This is a genomic window from Methanooceanicella nereidis (assembly GCF_021023085.1).
Lineage (GTDB): Archaea > Halobacteriota > Methanocellia > Methanocellales > Methanocellaceae > Methanooceanicella > Methanooceanicella nereidis.
This window is the reverse complement of sequence record NZ_PGCK01000017.1, coordinates 18,567-37,101: the sequence shown is the minus strand read 5'-3', so window position 1 is coordinate 37,101 and position 18,535 is coordinate 18,567. Positions and strand designations below refer to the sequence as shown.

Annotated in this window: 14 protein-coding genes and 1 pseudogene; 2 read left to right on the top strand and 13 right to left on the bottom strand. The window is 46.6% G+C overall.

The window, feature by feature from the left end:
• Window positions 1–368 precede the first annotated feature (368 nt).
• Window positions 369–1,517, bottom strand: a complete 1,149-nt coding sequence (ftsZ, locus tag CUJ83_RS15235; protein ID WP_230743327.1) for a cell division protein FtsZ — start codon at window positions 1,515–1,517, stop codon at window positions 369–371.
• Window positions 1,518–2,617: 1,100 nt separating this feature from the next.
• On the opposite strand from ftsZ (CUJ83_RS15235), the gene CUJ83_RS15230 reads away from it, so the two are divergent.
• A complete protein-coding gene (locus tag CUJ83_RS15230) occupies window positions 2,618–5,014 on the top strand; it encodes a S8 family serine peptidase (RefSeq protein ID WP_230743326.1) in 2,397 nt (798 codons plus the stop codon).
• 662 nt (window positions 5,015–5,676) lie between these two features.
• Here CUJ83_RS15230 and CUJ83_RS15225 read toward each other — a convergent pair.
• The 12 genes and pseudogenes from CUJ83_RS15225 to CUJ83_RS15955 all read right to left on the bottom strand — a co-directional run.
• Window positions 5,677–6,543 carry an SDR family oxidoreductase gene (locus CUJ83_RS15225; protein ID WP_230743325.1) on the bottom strand — a complete coding sequence of 289 codons (867 nt, stop codon included), beginning with the start codon at window positions 6,541–6,543 and terminating at the stop codon, window positions 5,677–5,679.
• 91 nt (window positions 6,544–6,634) lie between these two features.
• A complete protein-coding gene (locus CUJ83_RS15220) occupies window positions 6,635–7,438 on the bottom strand; it encodes a sugar phosphate isomerase/epimerase family protein (RefSeq protein ID WP_230743324.1) in 804 nt (267 codons plus the stop codon).
• A gap of 32 nt (window positions 7,439–7,470) precedes the next feature.
• Window positions 7,471–8,979: an alpha/beta hydrolase gene (locus tag CUJ83_RS15215; protein ID WP_230743323.1), complete on the bottom strand. Its 1,509-nt coding sequence runs from the start codon at window positions 8,977–8,979 to the stop codon at window positions 7,471–7,473.
• A gap of 8 nt (window positions 8,980–8,987) precedes the next feature.
• On the bottom strand, window positions 8,988–10,484 hold the full coding sequence (locus CUJ83_RS15210; RefSeq protein WP_230743322.1) for an RAD55 family ATPase: 1,497 nt from the start codon (window positions 10,482–10,484) through the stop codon (window positions 8,988–8,990).
• A gap of 341 nt (window positions 10,485–10,825) precedes the next feature.
• Window positions 10,826–11,143, bottom strand: a complete 318-nt coding sequence (gene rpl12p, locus CUJ83_RS15205; RefSeq protein ID WP_230743321.1) for a 50S ribosomal protein P1 — start codon at window positions 11,141–11,143, stop codon at window positions 10,826–10,828.
• Window positions 11,144–11,172: 29 nt separating this feature from the next.
• The gene (locus CUJ83_RS15200) at window positions 11,173–12,081 is read right to left on the bottom strand and encodes a 50S ribosomal protein L10 (RefSeq protein ID WP_230743320.1); all 909 of its coding nucleotides are present in this window, start codon (window positions 12,079–12,081) and stop codon (window positions 11,173–11,175) included.
• 1 nt (window position 12,082) lies between these two features.
• Window positions 12,083–12,724: a 50S ribosomal protein L1 gene (locus tag CUJ83_RS15195; protein ID WP_230743319.1), complete on the bottom strand. Its 642-nt coding sequence runs from the start codon at window positions 12,722–12,724 to the stop codon at window positions 12,083–12,085.
• A gap of 69 nt (window positions 12,725–12,793) precedes the next feature.
• Window positions 12,794–13,279 (bottom strand): 50S ribosomal protein L11, encoded by a 486-nt coding sequence (locus CUJ83_RS15190; protein WP_230743318.1) that lies wholly within the window; start codon window positions 13,277–13,279, stop codon window positions 12,794–12,796.
• A gap of 392 nt (window positions 13,280–13,671) precedes the next feature.
• Window positions 13,672–14,151: a transcription elongation factor Spt5 gene (locus CUJ83_RS15185; protein ID WP_230743317.1), complete on the bottom strand. Its 480-nt coding sequence runs from the start codon at window positions 14,149–14,151 to the stop codon at window positions 13,672–13,674.
• 18 nt (window positions 14,152–14,169) lie between these two features.
• The gene (locus tag CUJ83_RS15180; RefSeq protein WP_230743316.1) at window positions 14,170–14,376 is read right to left on the bottom strand and encodes a protein translocase SEC61 complex subunit gamma; all 207 of its coding nucleotides are present in this window, start codon (window positions 14,374–14,376) and stop codon (window positions 14,170–14,172) included.
• 80 nt (window positions 14,377–14,456) lie between these two features.
• Window positions 14,457–15,584, bottom strand: a complete 1,128-nt coding sequence (gene ftsZ, locus CUJ83_RS15960; RefSeq protein ID WP_439651975.1) for a cell division protein FtsZ — start codon at window positions 15,582–15,584, stop codon at window positions 14,457–14,459.
• A 702-nt stretch (window positions 15,585–16,286) separates the two neighbouring features.
• Window positions 16,287–17,069: pseudogene (locus CUJ83_RS15955) on the bottom strand (D-aminoacyl-tRNA deacylase); the annotation flags it as partial.
• Window positions 17,070–17,175: 106 nt separating this feature from the next.
• Between CUJ83_RS15955 and CUJ83_RS15170 the strand changes: the two are divergent.
• The gene (locus tag CUJ83_RS15170; protein WP_230743314.1) at window positions 17,176–17,844 is read left to right on the top strand and encodes a hypothetical protein; all 669 of its coding nucleotides are present in this window, start codon (window positions 17,176–17,178) and stop codon (window positions 17,842–17,844) included.
• Window positions 17,845–18,535: the final 691 nt, after the last annotated feature.

The following is an 18,535-nucleotide window of genomic DNA, read 5'->3' as shown; positions in this document are numbered from 1 at the left end:
ATACATTCTCTCATAAAATACCAAAAAAGAATGTAATCCACCTTCAAAACAATAAAAACACTTTTCTACCCCACAACCAAAACCAACAACACACCAAACCCAAAAAACACAAGCACGGGAACACTGGGTTCTGTGTTTTCGTGATATTGGTATCTACCTGCCATCATATAGGTATAACACAAAAAACATCAATCCTGATAAGCCAAAGGATCATAGTATAGAAGAAATTCAATTAAAAAAAAAGAAAAAGGTTGGCGTCCCTTTTTCTGTTATCGTTTTTGGGGTTGGCGTCCCCTTTGGTTCATTCGTTTTTGGCGTCCCTTGTCGTTTTTGTTTTTATTCCCTTGAATAAGTGAGGATGATCCTCCTCACTTTATAACATCTATTATGCTGTTCTTTACGGGCTTTGTGTTCCTGTTAAGGCTGAACCTGCCCGGTGCGGAATCGTCCGCGTTCCTTGAGGCTCCCTTCTGCTGGCCCTTGCTTAATACCTGCGGCGACTGCACGCCGGTCATAATAGCCAGCACTCTGACCTTACCCTCGTAGTCCTTCTGGATCCTTGCGCCCCATATGACGTTCGCGTGGGAGTCAAGCTCATAGGTAAGCGACTCTGCGATGTTCTCCGCCTCTCTCAGCGTAAGGTCCGGTCCGCCTGTTATGTGGACGAGCGCTCCTGTTGCTCCGCGGTAGTCTACGTCGAGTAACGGGTGGTTCAGTGCTGTCCTGACGACGTTCTCCGACTTGTCCTGGCTCTTGGTCTCACCGACAAGCATGACCGCGACACCGCCCGCATTCATTATTGCCTTGACGTCTGCGAAGTCGAGGTTGATGAGCGAGGGTCTGGTGATCGTCTCGGATATACCTTTTACTGTCTCTGATATGAGCTGGTCCATGACCGAGAATGCCTGTTCAAGCGGAAGGTTCGGCACATATTCGAGAAGCCTGTTGTTATCGAGAACTATGACCGTGTCTGCTGCTGCCCTCAGGTCGGCTATGCCTTCCTCTGCCTTGACCATTCTTGCTCTTTCAACTTTGAACGGAGTGGATACCATGCCCACTACTATGGCACCGTTCTCCTTTGCTACTTCTGCGACTATGGGTGCCGTACCGGTACCGGTTCCTCCTCCCATACCCGCTGTGATGAATACTAAGTCTGCGTCCTTAAGGACTTCCTGTAAAGTGCTCCTTGCAAGTTCCGCGGCTCTCTTTCCTATCTCCGGGAAACCTCCTGCACCAAGGCCTCTGGTGAGGGATTTTCCTACGAGGATCTTCTTGTCAGCCTTGATCACGTCAAGGTGCTGCTTATCAGTGTTAACCGCTATGGTCTCTGCGCCGTCAACGCCTATGTTGTAAAGACGGTTGATCGTATTGTTGCCTGCTCCGCCGCATCCTACTATCTTGATCTGCGGCAGTCCGAAGTCTTCGAAGTCAGCACCAACAGAACTGTCTCCTCTGTCGTTCCTGTACTCTCTCTCCATTTCCGTGTATTTCAGTGCTTCTTGCACAATCGATTGCATTTTATCTCCCATCCCCTAATTTTTTAAGGTCTTTAAACGTTTTAATACGCCAGCCGTCCCTGTTAGCCATACCGGACGATATTATCGAAATATGTTGGGGCCATGACCTCGGCCCCGGAGGAAATGGATAACTAAATGGAGTTCCCTAAACAGATAAATCTCTATAGTGTTCACTAGGCCACCTAGTGTTTATAGATCAAATTGACTCATATCAACTGATCCAATCCAAATCCCAAAATAATTATACCCTTTTACCTATTTATACTTACTGGATAATCATATATGTTCTAAGCTAGTTCTCACACAACGATTATCGTACAGGTGCTAGCCAAATAAAATCACCTGGAAATTTGCTTTGAAATGTCATTTTTTAAAAATTATAAAACTATTTTAAAATATGGCTGGCTATCTTTTTTTGAGAATATAAACTGACATTTGCTATAACGGGCCCATATTTACCTTTTAATATTCTCTGCAGGATCTTTTTAAAATAGATACTGTATGAAGAGTTTTTGTTGTTTAATGGTCGATAATGTATGGTCTTGTTCTTATCTCAACGACCTCAAGTTTCTCTTAACAAGGTGTTGAGTTCTTTGATATGCCCTTTGAGGCTTTGAGATACAAATGTATCATTTCCACTACAACACTAAGATCGCCTCCTGCGTGATCACATCTGACAATGATATAAGCCAGCAATAAAAAGTACCCGGCAATTATATCCTGTTTGTTCAAATATGCCATTTTATAAGCTTAATAGGCAATAAAATAACAAATTTATACCATTTTTAAGAAAGTATTTAATATTTTAAGTTATTACTTGAGCAAAATACATGGTATGTTATAGTTTCTTAAATTACTACAAAATATCCATGTTTTTAACGAAATAACCATGTATATTCTATTAAATGTATAGATATGGCTAAAACAGAAAGTTTTTAAATCATCAACCGGATATATATTGCCTGGTAAAGAATATATACAACACGAATTGGTAATATCAATAATTTTTCCAATCCAGAATAAAGTATATATACCCTAACAGTAATTGATGAATAACTAGTTACTAAGTTGGACTAGCAACTCTTGAACTATTGGAGGGAATGTACATAAAGGTAAAAACTGCGATGGGTATTGCGATAATATTCGCTATGCTGCTATCATCGATAGCTGTAGTGGCCGCAACCCCACCTATGCAAAAAACATCTGATGTCAGCTCATCAGGTTATTCTACTTATATCGTAGCTTTTAATGGCGAACCAGGTCAGATGTCCGCCATGGCAGAAGAGAAGGTAACCAGCCTGGTCAACTCTTATGAGGGTCAGGTCGTTTACCGCTATAGCGTTATAAACGGGATGGCAGTCACCATACCGGACGACAGGGTAAACGAGCTTAAAGCGTTAGACAATGTCAAATACGTTGAAAAAGACCAGGAAGTTACGGTATTGCTGGACAAGGCAGTGCCTCAGATCAATGCACCGGACGTCTGGGCAGCAGGATACACTGGTAAAGGCGTTAAAGTATGCGTGATCGACACGGGCATCGATGCCAGCCACCCTGACCTTAACGGTAATAAAGTAGTAGCATGGGTCGATTATGTGAAGGGCCAGACATCCCCGTACGATGACCACGGGCACGGCACTCACTGCTCAAGCACGATCGCAGGTACTGGAGCAGCATCCAGCGGACAGTATAAGGGTGTAGCTCCGGAAGCCAGCTTAATGGGATGTAAGGTACTTGGCAAAGATGGTTCGGGAAGCAATTCCAACATCATAAAAGGCATCGACTGGGCCGTAAAGAACGGCGCACAGGTCATATCGATGTCGCTCGGTTCATCGACTCACTCACAGGCGAGCGACGACGCTGTAAACAACGCCGTTAAGGCCGGAGTTACCGTAGTGGTCGCAGCAGGCAACAGCGGTCCGAGCAAGAAGACCGTAGCATGCCCCGGGGACTGTGAGAGCGCGTTGACAGTGGGCGCAAGCGACAGGAATGACCAGATCGCTTCGTTCAGCTCCAGAGGTCCCACATACGACGGGCGCGTAAAGCCTGACGTCACTAACATGGGCGTAGGGCTCGTAGCGGCAAAAGCGACCGGTACCAGCGGCGGAAAGCCAGTTAACCAGTATTATACCGCGATGAGCGGAACGTCTATGGCGACCCCGATGACCGCAGGGACTGTTGCATTACTATTACAGGCCAAGCCTGATATGACACCTGCACAGGTCAAGAATGCACTTACCAAGACCGCAAAGCCTCTTGGCAGCGGCGTGCCCAACACTGATTACGGGTACGGCAGGGTTCAGGCAAAGGCAGCTATTGAATACATATTGAACGGACAGTTACCTCCTGCACCGTCGCCGACCCCGACCCCGACGCCGGGTCCGAACCCGACGGCGACCCCGACAGCGACCCCGACACCTAACCCGGAGCCGGGATCCTATGCAGTAAGCCTGATGTCGATGTTCGCAAGATATGACGGGCACATGGGCAGGATAGAACAGTTCAAGGTAGCACCGGGAACGACTGTGGACCAGAACGCGATCCTTGGGAATGTGGGGAAGTCGCCAGACTCGTATACCATAACTGTAGACGGAATACCCTCTACCTGGTATAAGATCTCAAAGTATAGCGGCGAGACAATAGAGCCCAGCGCATCAACGTTCATGTCAGTATTACTGACGCCCGCAGCGGACGCAAAGACCGGATATTATAAATTCACGGTGACCGCAAAGTCAAAAACCGACCCGTCGGTCAGCGACACCGAATCATATACTCTGAGTGTCGTCTCACCGGGCGGCCCAGCACCGACACCGACCCCGAACCCGACCGCGACCCCGACCCCGACGCCGGGTCCGAACCCGACCGCGACTCCAGTGCCGACACCGACTCCTGCACCGGGCACTTCATTTTCAGGAACTACCAGCCTGAACAATGAATATTATACCTACATTGTCCCGACTGCAGAGGGTACCATCAGCGCACAGATAGCATGGAACTCCTACGATGACCTTAACATGTACCTGTATGACTCTAACGGTAAGCTTGTAGCTAAATCCGAGAGCAGGTACACTCGCAGCGAGTCCGTCAATTTCAATGCGCCTAAGGGAGGCTACTACCTTCTGAAGGTCAGCGCTGACAGGTCCTACAGGTCTGTAGAGTTCACAGGCACTTCAAACCACAACGTATACATGGCCTATGTGAAGTCCGGCTCGCTTCAGCCCGGACAGGCGGCGACGATGAAGATAAGCTCGGACGGCATAAAGAATATCAACGCCAGGCTGATATGGGCATGGTCTTTCTACACGCCGGAGCTTATATTATACGACCCCAGCGGCAAGGAAGTGGCCAGGGGAATAAAGATGATCGAGTCCTTCTCGACATCCTGTGAACAGTTAAACTATAAGCCGGCCGTAGCGGGTACATACACGATAAAGGTCGACGGTACACAATCCAATAGCGTATTGAACTACAAGCTGATAACTCCTTATCAGCTTTAACTTCTTTTTAATTTTTTACCCGTTTAATTTTTATTATCGATGATCTTTAGAGGGTGCAATATTCCATATTTTCGATATAATTTTTGATCGTCTTTAACGCTCTAAATCCCGGGCTCGTCTGTTTTTGGGTCTTTACAAAAAGGCTGCCAATTTCTAGCAAGAGAACAATGTGCTGTGTTTCACGATGGATGCATTATACTTTAGAGTATCCTTAATTTTACAAGAAATGATGGGTTGTCTACCGGATGCACTGCCGGGTCTATATCCTGAATGCGCCTATACTAGAAAATTTAATAAAATAGATGTGATCAGCGTATATGGCTGATCTGGCTGCTGCCGGTCAACTGGACCATCTCGTTGTTATTATACCAGTTCTGTAACCTCTTATCAGGGGTCTTCTTAAATATACTTAAAATCTTACTTAACATGTTCTATCCCTGCAATCACTTATTATATAAATGATTTGTGATAGGGTTTAACACGTAGCTTACTTCACTATATGCCTATATTTCGGGGAATAGGGCACGGATTTTTAATATTACTCCATTATTATTCATTAAAGACCCGGTAAATGTTTACCATAACATCAAGGAAGCTTATCGAAAAAAGACTGAATGGACTAAAACATACTGTAGAAAAAAGAAAATAAAATGACTTAATGCTTATTCTAATGCCTTTTTCATAGCCTCAAGCCCTTCGTCAACGTTCCTTATTTTAACAAGGGGCCCTATCTTTGAAATATCCAGCGAGAGATCCTTCGGCATCATTACTGTCAGGTTAAGATCTTCCACACTCACGGGGACTATAAGGTTTTCATTCAGCCCGAATGTCTTCGCGATCTTTAACCCGAAGTCATAGTGGCTGATACGCTCCGGTCCTGCCACGTTATGCTTGTCGAACATTTTCTGCGCTGTCAGCAGTTTTATGGCGGCTACCGCGTCGTCAATGTATATCGGAGAGAAGTACATGTCCCTTGCAAGCTCGACCTTTTCACCATATTTAATATTGGTCAGTATAAAGTCGGCAAAATTGCCCGGATAGTTGCCATATAGCTCTCCCATTCTGGCTATCAGGTAGCTCGGGGCCTTATCCGTATGGACCTCGGCCATCAGCCTGGTCTCGCCATAGACGTTTATCGGGTTTATCATATCGTTTTCAGTATACATGCCGCCTTCTTTTCTTCCGTCAAAGACATATGCCGTAGATATAAGCACGACACTGGCACCGGTCTTCTGCGCCGCCTCTACGAAAAACCTTACGCCGCGCGTATTAAACTGCATCGCGTCACTACGTTTTTGCTCACAATACTCAAGATCGGAGACCTCTTCGGTAAGGATCATTGTATCCGGCTTTACCTCTTTGACAAGCCTCTCAATGTCCTCGCTGCTGAAAATGTCATATTTTATAAAACCCCTCGGAAGATCCAGTTCTTCCTTATGACAGGCTCCCTTTGCCATACCATCTTTGTTCAGTTCCTCTAAGAGCCTTTCGCCAAGCGGGTTGCATCCTGTCACCAGTATCATTTTCATAACTCCTTTTCCTTTATCAATATCTTATATTTCAGGCGATTATTAAGCAATATAGTGATATGTCATATACTGAATACTTTTTTATGAACCCTTATACTTCGGTCTCAAAATAGCCGAGCCTTACCAGCCTGTCCCTGGCTATCTTAAATCCCCTGCCATTATCCTTAAAACCTCTGTCTATCTCCGGGACGATAATGGCTTCCACATTATCTATGGCTTTGTATAGCTCCCTGAAATTTAGCTCGCCGTCGCCTATCTGGATACCCTCTCCCGAAGTCCCGAGAGCATCGGAGATGTGTATATGCTTTATGAACGGCTTCAACACCGTGATATATGATATGAAGTCAATGTGCCTCGAATTACAGTATAGCTTAGCATGGCAGATATCCATGCACATGCTCATGTCAAGCTCCTGAAGAACGCTGCGTATCTCTCTCCAGTCATTGAACAGGTATGCTGACCATAGCTCTCCTTTGTTGTGATATATCTCCGGCATGTTCTCGAGGAGCAATTCAACACGGCCGGCCGAATATCCCAGCAGCTCTTTCATCGAATCGATAAGGTAAGATACGTCGACGTTCACGGGCTCTCTGTAAACGCATCCGGGATGGCAAACAAGCATGCTTGCGTTCAACCTTACCGATATGTCAATGGTCTTTTTAATAATATCCACAGCTCTTCGGCGCATATCTTCCCTCGAAGAGCCCAGGTCCACCAGGGTCCCGTCCGAATATTTCTCAGGTGCGTGGACGACTATCGGCCCCCTGAAATCAACGCCTTTCGTCCATTCTCCCGAAAGATCATTCTCATATAACAGGAACTCGAGCGCGTCAGGCTTTTGCCTCAGCAGGGACCGCATATCGGTGTGATGGACCTTTAAACCGAATTTCATCATTTTCCTCTCAGATCCTTAGATGATTATCATGTCTATATGGGTAATATGCCTATCGGAAAAGCCGATACGACGAGCCAGGCTATGATCAGCGAGTTTAAAAAGGCTCCTGTCAAAACATTTCCTGACCATCTGTAAGAGTAACAGGAAAATATTTCCAGCAGAATGAACAGGGGGAGCATAACCGGCATAATTATCATTATGAAGCTGCCGTTACCGAACACCAGCGCGCCCAGGGTGAAGAGGGCGACCAGTAATATACGGGCAGAGATGCCTGTTGCCAGCGACATCCTCCCGTCGATGCTTCGGAATAACAGCTCGTTAAGCATACAATAGGGGATCATCAGGAAAAATATCAGGATGAGCAGATAAAGCCTGGGATCATCAGGGATCAGGTCGTAGACCGAAAGGCTTGCCGGAACTCCTATGAACACCGCGAAATAAATGAGCATCAGCATTGCGAGCGACAATGGCCTCAGTATGGCATCGGCCGGGTATTTACCTGATGGCTTATCCTTCCCTGTCAGGGTATAAATGATCAATCCGATAATACCGGTATAAATAAGAAAACCGATTATCGTATCCGCGATCATGATGTTTAGCAGGGATACCGGATTGAAGAGGTATATGAGGATCGCTGCGATAAAACCCGATACCAGGATAGTCAGCATGGGCTTCCAGGCTTTTGGGGCCGGCGCCTTCAGCTTATACTCCTCCTGTTTATAATGATCGAACAGAAGGTACGAGATCGGGAAATATGCTATAAGGGCTATCAGTGAACATATTAAGAACCAGGGATATGCCAGGTTATAATTGTAGTCGCCCTCCCTATCGACATTATAGGTGGAATCCAGCCATTTTAGCATCGCGTCATATGTCCTCGTATCAAATATGATGGTGATATGGTTAGCACCCGGCAATATCTCGAGCCTTCTTGCCGTACCGTCGTCTATGTCACCGTACGTCATGCCCGGCTCCGCATTCTGCATCGTCCCGTTTATAAGGGCGTTCAAAGCAGCTTTCTGAATGTGTTCCGGGTCATCGTCGCCGACCAGTATCAGAAGGTTTTTCGGGCTCGTTCTATTGACCTCGCTGAAAATCGGGGATATGGCTGTGCATGACAGTGATCCGCTCATCATGCCATATTCCATTGCCGCCTGCGATCCCATCGAATGGCCTGCTACGGAGAAATTATCTCCTCCATAATGTTCGGTCACATATTCAAAAGAAGTGTACAGCGAATCATTTTCCATGCCCGTATCAGAGTTGCCGTGTCCCGGCAGATCGAACAGTATAGCTCTGTACCCATTTTGCGCGAGCGATGCGCCCATGGATTTCATCATGTCAATATTCCCGGAAAAGCCGTGAGCGATAACGACAGTCCCAAGCGGCTCCTTTTCCAGGGGACCCATTAAAAGCACAGGTGTTTCACCATGATGGTATTCCTGTTTTATATCCTGGAAAGTCCCAAGCATAAAGTAGAATGATATGATATATGCGAGGACGCATACTGTAATGATAGTAAATATCGCTCGTTTATCCATGGTAACGGTTATTTTTGCATAAGCTTTATAAAAGGCTTTTTATCAAGCGGTACTATGACATGCTCGCTTGACATCAGGCCGCCGGGAGATTTTGTGACTTTTAGGTATTGATACTTACCTTTGACGTAAAGCTCTATTATGCCGTCGCATGAGGTCCTCAGGAACTCTGCAGTCCTTTCGTCTATCTCGTCAAAGTTACAATATGAAAAATAAATATCTCCGCGCTCCCTGACCCTGGACAGGTTCTTCGAGTACCTGTCGCGAAGCCCTGCAGGCTCATAAACATTATACTCGCCATTCAGGTTTGACAGGATGCGCCAGTGGTCTCTCACTTCCCCGGATTCGATAATGCCGTATTTGTCTCTTGCGAATATCCTGAGATCTTCCGCCTCGGGATAGCTTTCTATGACAAAATTCTTAAGCTCATCGGGTACCTTTCTTCCATAATAGTCGACAAAGAACGCGTTCCCGTCTTTGCACTCTTTAATAATGTCTATGCTAAACCTGCTTAAAAGATCCTTTATCCCGTTGAAAGAGAACTTTGACGGGGGAGAATATACTATTCCCTCATTAGCATCAAGGCCCGCGCTTAGTATCGCGGAAAAAACGGGCTCATAGTGGATGCGATCATCTATGCTCAATATCCAGGATGAACCGTACCGAAGCCCTCCCATCAGCTCGTCCAGCTTGTCGATGCCTGTGGATGCCTGGGATTCCATTATGTCCGGGCGCTCCATATACGACATATCATGGATCACCGTGATGCCGCTTCTGTCAAAAGTGTAAATATGGCTGTTCATGTTCTGCTTGTTCCCGCGCTGTTTTTGCACCGTGATCAGGAACTCTCTTTCATGGTCGTCCATCCTTGAGCTTAAGCTTATCACGCAATCGGAAAGATATTTTTCCACGTCAAGTAGCTTAAGGTCAGATTCTTCCGCCGTGAGCAGGACCGTGCATCCTAGCCTTGTCAGCCAGGCCCCCATAAGCAGGACATCTTTTCGCATTACGGCTTCGCTCTCATAAAGCATTGTTATGGTGGTTATGGGGTCAATGATCAGATGCTGTATCCCTTTTCCCTCTACCATGTTCCTTATCTCTTCGATAAGGGAGCTCTCGTCCGTATAATGGATGCCTGTGATTATGCCCAGTGAAGATTCTACGAACTCTATGGTACCTTTCACTGCCTTATCTTTTTTCTGGGTAATATCCCTGTATTCCGAATAAATGAGCGATTCATCGTAAAAATCAAGATTGCTCGCGAACTGCTTTACTTTAAATACCGGCTCGGAGGTGCTGACATATAATACCTTATCGCCTTTGCTCGCCTGGTGGAACGCATACTGTAGTGCGAAGAGGGTTTTACCTACGCCATAGTTACCTGATATCAATATGGTCGAACCCTTTACAAAGCCGCCTTTTAGTAACGTGTCCAATCCTGTTATACCTGTCTTGACCAGTTCCAGGGGTATGAGATCCACCTCCGATATGTAAGGACTATCAGCCATACATGAGATGAGAGCGTTCATTCATCTCAATAGAACATACGGACATGTTCGAAAAATTCGTCCATTTATTCTATATGGTTATTTTTAAATTCACTTTACATATTTTATTGTTATAATACTATTTTGTCTATTTATATGATAAACTTTTGTGTAAAAAGCTATAAAATATTATATGCTTGGGCATCAGCAGGACTGATAAGTTAATTCCAATAAGGTGTATATTAAAAATTAATTCTCAAAAAACAATGTCTGACCATTGTACCAATAAACATTGAATAAAAGAGCGATAAAAACTGTGCCGGGATAAAAGAAAAAATGAAAAAAGAGAAATGGCCGGCTGTTTAGCCGAAAAGGGCGCCAAGGCCCTCCATTCCGCTTGCCTCTTCCTCTTCCTTCTTCTTTGCCTCGTCTTCCTCGGCTGCTTCCTCTGCTGCGGGTGCTGCTGCGGCTGCGGGTGCGGCTGCGGCTGCGGGTGCTGCTGCGAAGGCTGCCTTTGCGATAGCCTCTTCGATGTTGACGCCCTCGAGTGCTGCTACGAGTGCCTTAACACGAGCTTCGTTTACCTCTACTCCCGCTGCCTTAAGAACGGAAGAGACTCCTGCTTCATCCACGGGCTTTCCAGCCTTGTGTAATAAAAGTGCTGCATATACGTATTCCATTTTATAACACCTCAAATATTGCTAATTTTTTACTGAACCTTTGATTTTAATTCTTCGTCTAACGCGTCTTCTTTACCGGCTACCTGCTTCGCGACCGCGAGCATCTCGACCTCAGCCTTGGATAAGATAATATCCATGACTTCCTTCTCGAAGATCGGTGCGTTGACTGCAAGTGCCTTCGATTCCATCGTTGCCTTCTGTATGAGCGGCTCGATAGTGTCCTTCGTGGCTATGCCTGCTTCCATGCATAAGTTGAACGCATGGCCGGCGGCCTGCGCGAACATGCCCTTAAGAGCTACCTCGTCCACTGCCAGGTCAGCTGGCATGTATAAGGTGTCGCCTTCGACGACTGCCTTAAGGTTAAGACCTACCTCTATCGGCTTGACATCCAGCCTTCCGAGCATCTCGGCAAGCTTTGCGGATATCTTCTCACCCTTCTTGACGACTTTCTTGGTCTGTTTTATAACGACCTTGCCGCCCTCTATTCCGGCGGAGATGCCTACCTGCTGTAGTTCTCCGACGATAGGTCCGGGCTTGAAAGATGTGGGTCCTTTCTCGACGACGATGTCTTCAGGCGCAATGTCGCCACCCTTTGCAGGGACTTTGGACTTCGTAGCCTCAAGGAGCTTGTATAGCCTGAACGGGTTCTCGTTCGAGTATACCATCACGATCTGGCCGTCGATGTGCTCGGCCAGTATCCTGGCTTTCTCATCCTCGGGCAGGGAGTTAAACGCGATGTTGGATAGGGTGTTACGGGTCATGTGCAACGTGACAATACCCCTGAGCTGCTGCCTCATTACCTGAAGCGAGCTTGCGGGTACTCCACGGACATCTACGATACCGGTAATTCTGTGAGAGTGAACATTGTCGACAATATTCTTTATCTCATCCTTTTTCCACTGGGGAATATGGGTGCTGTGGTGTGCTTCTGCTTCCATTTTACATCACCCTTACAGCCGGTCCCATCGTGGTCTTCACGTATATTGAACCGATGTTGAACTTACCCTTTTCGAGTCTTGTCTCTAACCTCTTGATGATCGCATCGATGTTCTCCGCAATATCTTCCGGTGTCATCGACTCGATACCAATGGTCGTGTGGAACGTTAATCTATCCTTAGACCTGATCTTTATGGCCTTTTTCTGCCTGTTGATCATGGTAACGACATCTGCCTGTGGCGGCAGCGGTGAAGGCATCTTACCTCTCGGACCAAGTACCTGACCGAGTTTCTTACCGATCGTCGGCATGTAGGCGGTCTCGGATATGAAGAAATCGACCTCGCCCGCGAGCTTCTTAGCGCGCGCCTTATCTCCGCCCAGCTTTTCTATCTCTTCTGGGGGGAAGACATAATCAGCACCAGCTTTTTCAGCGTTGACGGCGACATCTCCCTTTGCGAATACGCAAACCTTAATGGGCTTGCCAAGTCCGCTCGGTAAGAGGATCTCTTCGTCGACCCTGTTCTTAGGCTGGTTCATGTCTATGTTCTTAAGGTTTATAGCAAGATCCACACTTTCTGTAAAGTTTCTGTTTGGTTTGCTGGTCAAAGCCTTCTTGACGGCTTCGACTGTCTCTTTTCTTGCCATTGTATACCTCCGTAGTTCACGACCTCTGCGGTCTCCTACGACTGATCAAAATGTCCTTTCCATCAATGATTATTTGTATGGCTTCGACAGCTTGTCGTCGTATTTTCCGGCATCTATATCTGCGAATATCTCCTTTGGCTTCTTACCTTCGACCGTGATACCCATCGAAACGCAGGTACCGATGACTTCCTTTACAGCTCCCTTAAGGTTGTATGAAAGCATCTCTTCCTTCTTCATTTCGGCGATCCTGGCCGCCTGGTCTATGGTAAGGTCACCAACGAAATTGGTGCCGGTTGCTCCAGACCCCTTCGTGAGCTTAAGCTCTGAAAGGATCAACGCAGATGTCGGTGGTGTTCCAACTTCAACAGTGAAGTTCTTTTTCGCATCGACTGAGATCTTTACAGGGACTGTCATGCCGTTGAAGCTTGCAGTCTTTGCGTTGATCTCATCAACGACTTTTTTAATGTTAATTCCAAGTGGACCTAACGATGGACCTAATGGGGGTCCCGGGTTAGCTTTCCCTCCTGGAACCAGTACTTCGACTACATCTGCCATTTTCATTCTCCTTTGAAGAATTGTAGTATTGCATAATACAGTTCATATATTTAATAATTACTGTTTATTGTGGTAATCATCAAAGTAGACGATGCCGACATCATCTTAATGCCCTGTCGACGATCTATAGGGTTATTCGATATACAAATAAATTCAATAAAAACCGGGATGGTCATTCTTTAATGAAACTTATACAGGTGATTGACGGGCTTAAATATTCACTTATTTATAAATATACTATCTTTTATTCCTGCGGGAAATAGAATAAGTGAACTGCGTGAAAAACGTCAAATAGCGACCGATCAAAATTAAAAGGTAGCAGTATATGCTTATCCTTTTCCAACAGGATCAGGATATTACATATTTACTGCTGATTCGTTCCGGTTTTATCTTTAGCTTTTATGGCTGGTCTCTTCTTTGCTTAATACCCTCACGATGTCGCCTCTGACAGTGATGGGTATGGGTACCATTGCTTCTGAAAGCTCGACAGTGATCTCTTCCTTGGACTCGTCTATCCTTCTGACGCGGGCGCGCTCACCCTTGAACGGGCCGGCGATAAGCTCTACGATGTCTCCTTCCGTTATGCCCGTGACAGTCGGCTTCGGTGCCAGGAAATGCTGGACCTCGGCTATGGAAGAGGCTCCTTTCACTATGGTCTTAGCATGAGGGATGTTCTGTATCGCCATCTCCACAATTTCGGGCATTGGCGACTCTACAAGTACATATCCCTTAAGCTCTTCCGGTACTAAGATAGAACGAATATCCATATTTTCTTTTCTGGCTACCATCGCGAGCAGGTTCGCCACGGACCTTTCCTGGTTAGCCGTCGTCTTTACTGCGAATATAGCCGATTTAGGTGTTTCCTCTGCCATCCTGGGTTACTCCATAAATTATAACAATGCTCTTGGTATTAGAACCATGATAAGGTATACCAGGAATCCGATAAGACCAATGATCAATATCCCGGCGCCAGCAACTTTTGAGATAGTCAAGAACTCCTCATTGCTCGGCTTACGCGTTAACTGGAGTATCCTTATGTACTGTTTTATTGTGTTAGATATATTTTCTAATGATAGTGCATTTGCCTTCTCTGCCAATATGATCAACCGTCCTTTAACATTAATAAAAGAAAAGACGCTTCAAATAATATTTTATTATCGTTTATACTTTTCGTTTATTACCTGATAAAGTCTATGCCATATTTTTGAGCCTGAGCCGCCTTTTGTTCTTTTATAGTAACGGTATCTTTGCCAAGTATTTGCGGAGAGTTCACTCCGGTGATTATGACCATCGTTCTGATGGAATCCTCCAGGTCAGGGTCTACATGGGCTCCCCATATCAGCCTTGCGTCCTGGTCTATGGCGCCGTATACCTCTTCTACTACCTTCTCTGCCTCGGATATGCTCATATCCTCCCCGCCGACGACGTTCACGATGGCGGCTGTTGCGCTTGATATGTTGATGTCCAGCAGCGGGCTTTTAAGAGCTTTTTTGACTGATTCTTCCGCGCGGTCCTCTCCCCTGGCCTCGCCAAGACCTATCATCGCGACGCCCCCGTTCGACATCACTGTCTTAACATCGGCAAAGTCAAGGTTGACAAGTCCCGGCTTGGTCACAAGCTCAGTGATGCCCTTGACGGCATGTGTCAATACCTCGTCCGCTACCTTGAAAGCTTTTTGCAGCGGCAGGTTCGGGACGACCTCCAGAAGCTTATCGTTCGGTACCACTATGACCGTATCGGCACTCGCCCTCAGTTTGGCCAATCCCGAATCAGCATTCTTTTTCCTCGAGGTGCCCTCTACCTTGAAAGGCATGGTGACCACAGCGATCGTCAGCGCGCCTCCCTCTTTTGCGATGGATGCCACTACAGGGGCCGATCCTGTGCCCGTGCCTCCTCCGAGGCCGCATGTGATGAATACCATATCTGACTTAGTGATAGCAGATTTTAGCTCGTTTATGCTTTCTTTGGCCGCGTTCTCCCCGACCTCAGGTATGCTGCCCGCGCCAAAGCCTCTGGTAAGTTTCTTTCCTATGAGGAACTTTTTGTTGGCCTTCGTATGAAGCAGGTGCTGTGCATCGGTATTTACCGCATAAAGGTCCGCTCCCGTGATGCCCTCCGTAGACATCCTGCTTACCGTATTGGATCCTCCGCCGCCGCAGCCGATCACGAGCACTTTGGTCTTAAGCTGCTGCATCACCCGTATTATGTCTTCATCCGTATCGCCGATGTCCGTGGACTCGGTCACAGGGCCTTCGCCATCGATAATAGACGGATAGTGCTCTTCACTATCGATGATCTCTCCCATGTTGCCGATAACTTTCGATGCTCTTACGGCCTGGCCGGTCTGGCTTGCCATTTGACTGAATATGCTTGGTTCCATTACCCCATCCCCATTAACACTATTGTAACAATAATTATTTAATTTTATTCGTAATACTTTTTCTGAAAATACCATTTCAGGAGTAATATCCTTACCATTGATCTTCACCGTGCTGCCGCCGGCCAGCTTTCCGAACACGGGGCCCTCGGGCACGCCCAGCTCCCCGGCTCTTTTCGGGTCGAACTTCCTGTCGATTATGTACAGCATCTCTTCTCTGCAATCGTATTTGACCTCGTATCTGGACTTAAGTATATCTATGCACCTGGAGATCAGTTTACAGGCCGCATCCGCTGTCGACGTTTTGTCCATACCGGCCAGCGTGCCCGAGGGGGTGCCGTCGCTATAGTAAAAATGCACTGCGGGCAACCCTGACAGGGCCTTTTTTATCTCTTCCCTGTCGGCTTTCCACGCCATAGATATCAGATCGTCGTCGATCTCCTCGATAAAGCCGAACGGGCAGGAATGGCATTCACCGGGCTTACAATCCGATAGCATGGACTTTATGCTTTCTGTGAACTCATGCTTTGAAAAGCCGCGCGACTTTGATATCTCCGCAAGCCTCGGGCATTTAAGCCAGGGCATGACTGTGGCGCTTCTTATTTCCGTTTCCGTATGGATCTCGTACCCGAGCTCCTTTATAGTATCCTCTATCCACTGGCGCTTATCCTTAGGTATGGATTTTCTGTCGATATATGCCGCCCCGGTCCCCGACCTCTCGAAAGCCTGCCTCAACACGTCCCTGGTAACGATCCCTATCGCATGGTCGGCGATTATATGCCCGAACCCTGCCCCTGTCTCTATCGTCAGCGATGTCTCTCTGGGCGCGTAATGGTTCCCCCCTATGCCGACGTATACTGGCGAGTCGGTGTTCTCATTGATCTCAAGTATTGCTTTTGCTATGACAGCGCCCGCTTCGGGGTCGCTCCACTCCTCCATGGTGCTGCCTATCTCTATGTATACCGATGGCGTATCAAGGTCGGAAGGGCCGTGGTGTGTCGCCTCATATGATATGTTAAACGGGGTTATCGCGGCCTTCAGGCTCCTCAACAGGGACGCGGCGACAAGCGGTGCTGCTGTCGATAGTTCCCCCGGCCTGCCGCCGAATTTGTTCTCCCCGATATTACCCGTATGGTGAACTGTGAGCGTCTTCTTATTTTCCTTGCTTCGGTGCTTTGACGCAAAAACGATCGTCTCCGGCTTAAAGCCAATAGCCTCCAGCCTGCGGTCTATGCCGTCCTGAAAAACGTGATAGTCATCTATCTGGACTAGCTCGAACCCGCCGGTCCTGAATATTATAAAATTATCATCCTCAAAGATCTTTTCCCATTCTCTGAGCTTGAAAAGATTATTCCTGATATTGACACTTGCCGCGTCTCCAGTGGAGACGACCACCGTATATTTTCGCACCATCGGAACAGAGTTAGTCTCGATGTTAATAAAGCTTTACGCATGCTCATGTTTTATTATCGTTAACATAGTAAAGATATAATATAAGCATTTAACAGGGACCAATAATATGCAGGAAGCAGACCTTAATCCGGTGACCCGGCTCATCATGTACCTTTCAGGTCAGAACAATTTTGTCTCGGCGGAAGATATACTGTCTGACAGGCTATCGGGTTTCACTTCCGGGGATGAGCTTTTACCCGTGTTGAGGCAGTTGTGCCTGTTGCTGGAAGTTAGAACGATCCCTGACGGCATATCGCTATATCGTTTACCATATAACCTGGACGGCTACCGTTCAATATTTAAGATCATTAAAGATCGCAGCCCTGATATCTATAACTTCCTTTATTCCAATTATTCTCACTCGGCCGTTAACGAGAGCTTTATAAAAGAGGCACTTGGGAGGGCCATTAAGACGTCTCATTTCCAGGATATAGCCGGTAAATATCAAGGCACGACAAAACCCGGAGAAGCGCTGATATTACTTCTTTCACAGTCCCCCGGGTTCCGTTCCCTGGTATCGATGTTCCAGGCATCGCCGTCCGTGGCGGAACGGTTACTGTTCCCCGAAAATCTTTCCATGTACGAGCTTACGCATCTAAAGATAACGCTGGACCTTGCTTTTGCCTCGGACATGCTTAAGAGAGTGCCGCCGGGCACCAGGGTGTCCATAAAATATGAAGTGTTATCAAAAGGCACGGTGGACGTCGAGACAAGAGGCGGTACCGAAGTGCCATGAAGCACTCCGGATTGAACTATTTTGATAAGGCTTTGTAAGTTCGCCCCACAACACATATAAAAGCAAACATAAATGTCCACTTTTTCACCACAAAATCTTTGATGAGCGGGGTCTTGCTCAGATTTTAAGGATGAAAAAATATTTTATGGTCTGCAGTCTGAAGGGTGCTATGTGCCCGTTGAGCGCTTCGTGGTGGAAACTGGTGGTCCTTGTTCGTCTTTGTGCGCTCCCATGAAAAACTTATAGATGGTCTTTTTAAAAATTATCCTATAACATCAGTTCTGAGATCGATGTTCTGGCCTTGTGCCTGTCGGATGGCAGGTGGACACATAACCTCACAGAAACACGGAAACACAAAAATTTTTATATGATTTTTTAAGGTCACGAAATCTCAAAAATTCACTCACAAAAATCACGAAGGGCTCCAGTATCACCGTCAACGCACTAAAGTCTCTAACGCACGGCTTAATGCTCGAAGTGCTCTAAGTCACTAACGCTAAAACAAGACCCCGAACATTCTCCAAGCCACTAAAGTTTAATATCCCGGTTTGTGTACCCCTGATCCATCAACAGGGATATATCGATCGTGTAGCGTCAACCGTGCAGTTAAAATTTAGTGTTTTTGGAGAATCTTCGGGGTTTGTTTTAGCGTTAGTGGCTTAGAGCACTTCGAGCATTAAGCCGTGCGTTA

Excerpts from the sequence above, each read along its gene's own strand:
- CUJ83_RS15170 (WP_230743314.1), top strand. The coding sequence starts at position 17,176 with ATGCAGGAAGCAGACCTTAATCCGGTGACCCGGCTCATCATGTACCTT.
- ftsZ (WP_439651975.1), bottom strand. The coding sequence starts at position 15,584 with ATGGGAGAGATCATCGATAGTGAAGAGCACTATCCGTCTATTATCGAT.
- CUJ83_RS15225 (WP_230743325.1), bottom strand. The coding sequence starts at position 6,543 with ATGAAAATGATACTGGTGACAGGATGCAACCCGCTTGGCGAAAGGCTC.
- CUJ83_RS15215 (WP_230743323.1), bottom strand. The coding sequence starts at position 8,979 with ATGGATAAACGAGCGATATTTACTATCATTACAGTATGCGTCCTCGCA.
- CUJ83_RS15210 (WP_230743322.1), bottom strand. The coding sequence starts at position 10,484 with ATGGCTGATAGTCCTTACATATCGGAGGTGGATCTCATACCCCTGGAA.
- CUJ83_RS15200 (WP_230743320.1), bottom strand. The coding sequence starts at position 12,081 with ATGGAAGCAGAAGCACACCACAGCACCCATATTCCCCAGTGGAAAAAG.
- CUJ83_RS15185 (WP_230743317.1), bottom strand. The coding sequence starts at position 14,151 with ATGGCAGAGGAAACACCTAAATCGGCTATATTCGCAGTAAAGACGACG.
- CUJ83_RS15195 (WP_230743319.1), bottom strand. The coding sequence starts at position 12,724 with ATGGCAAGAAAAGAGACAGTCGAAGCCGTCAAGAAGGCTTTGACCAGC.
- rpl12p (WP_230743321.1), bottom strand. The coding sequence starts at position 11,143 with ATGGAATACGTATATGCAGCACTTTTATTACACAAGGCTGGAAAGCCC.
- CUJ83_RS15230 (WP_230743326.1), top strand. The coding sequence starts at position 2,618 with ATGTACATAAAGGTAAAAACTGCGATGGGTATTGCGATAATATTCGCT.
- CUJ83_RS15220 (WP_230743324.1), bottom strand. The coding sequence starts at position 7,438 with ATGATGAAATTCGGTTTAAAGGTCCATCACACCGATATGCGGTCCCTG.
- ftsZ (WP_230743327.1), bottom strand. The coding sequence starts at position 1,517 with ATGCAATCGATTGTGCAAGAAGCACTGAAATACACGGAAATGGAGAGA.
- CUJ83_RS15190 (WP_230743318.1), bottom strand. The coding sequence starts at position 13,279 with ATGGCAGATGTAGTCGAAGTACTGGTTCCAGGAGGGAAAGCTAACCCG.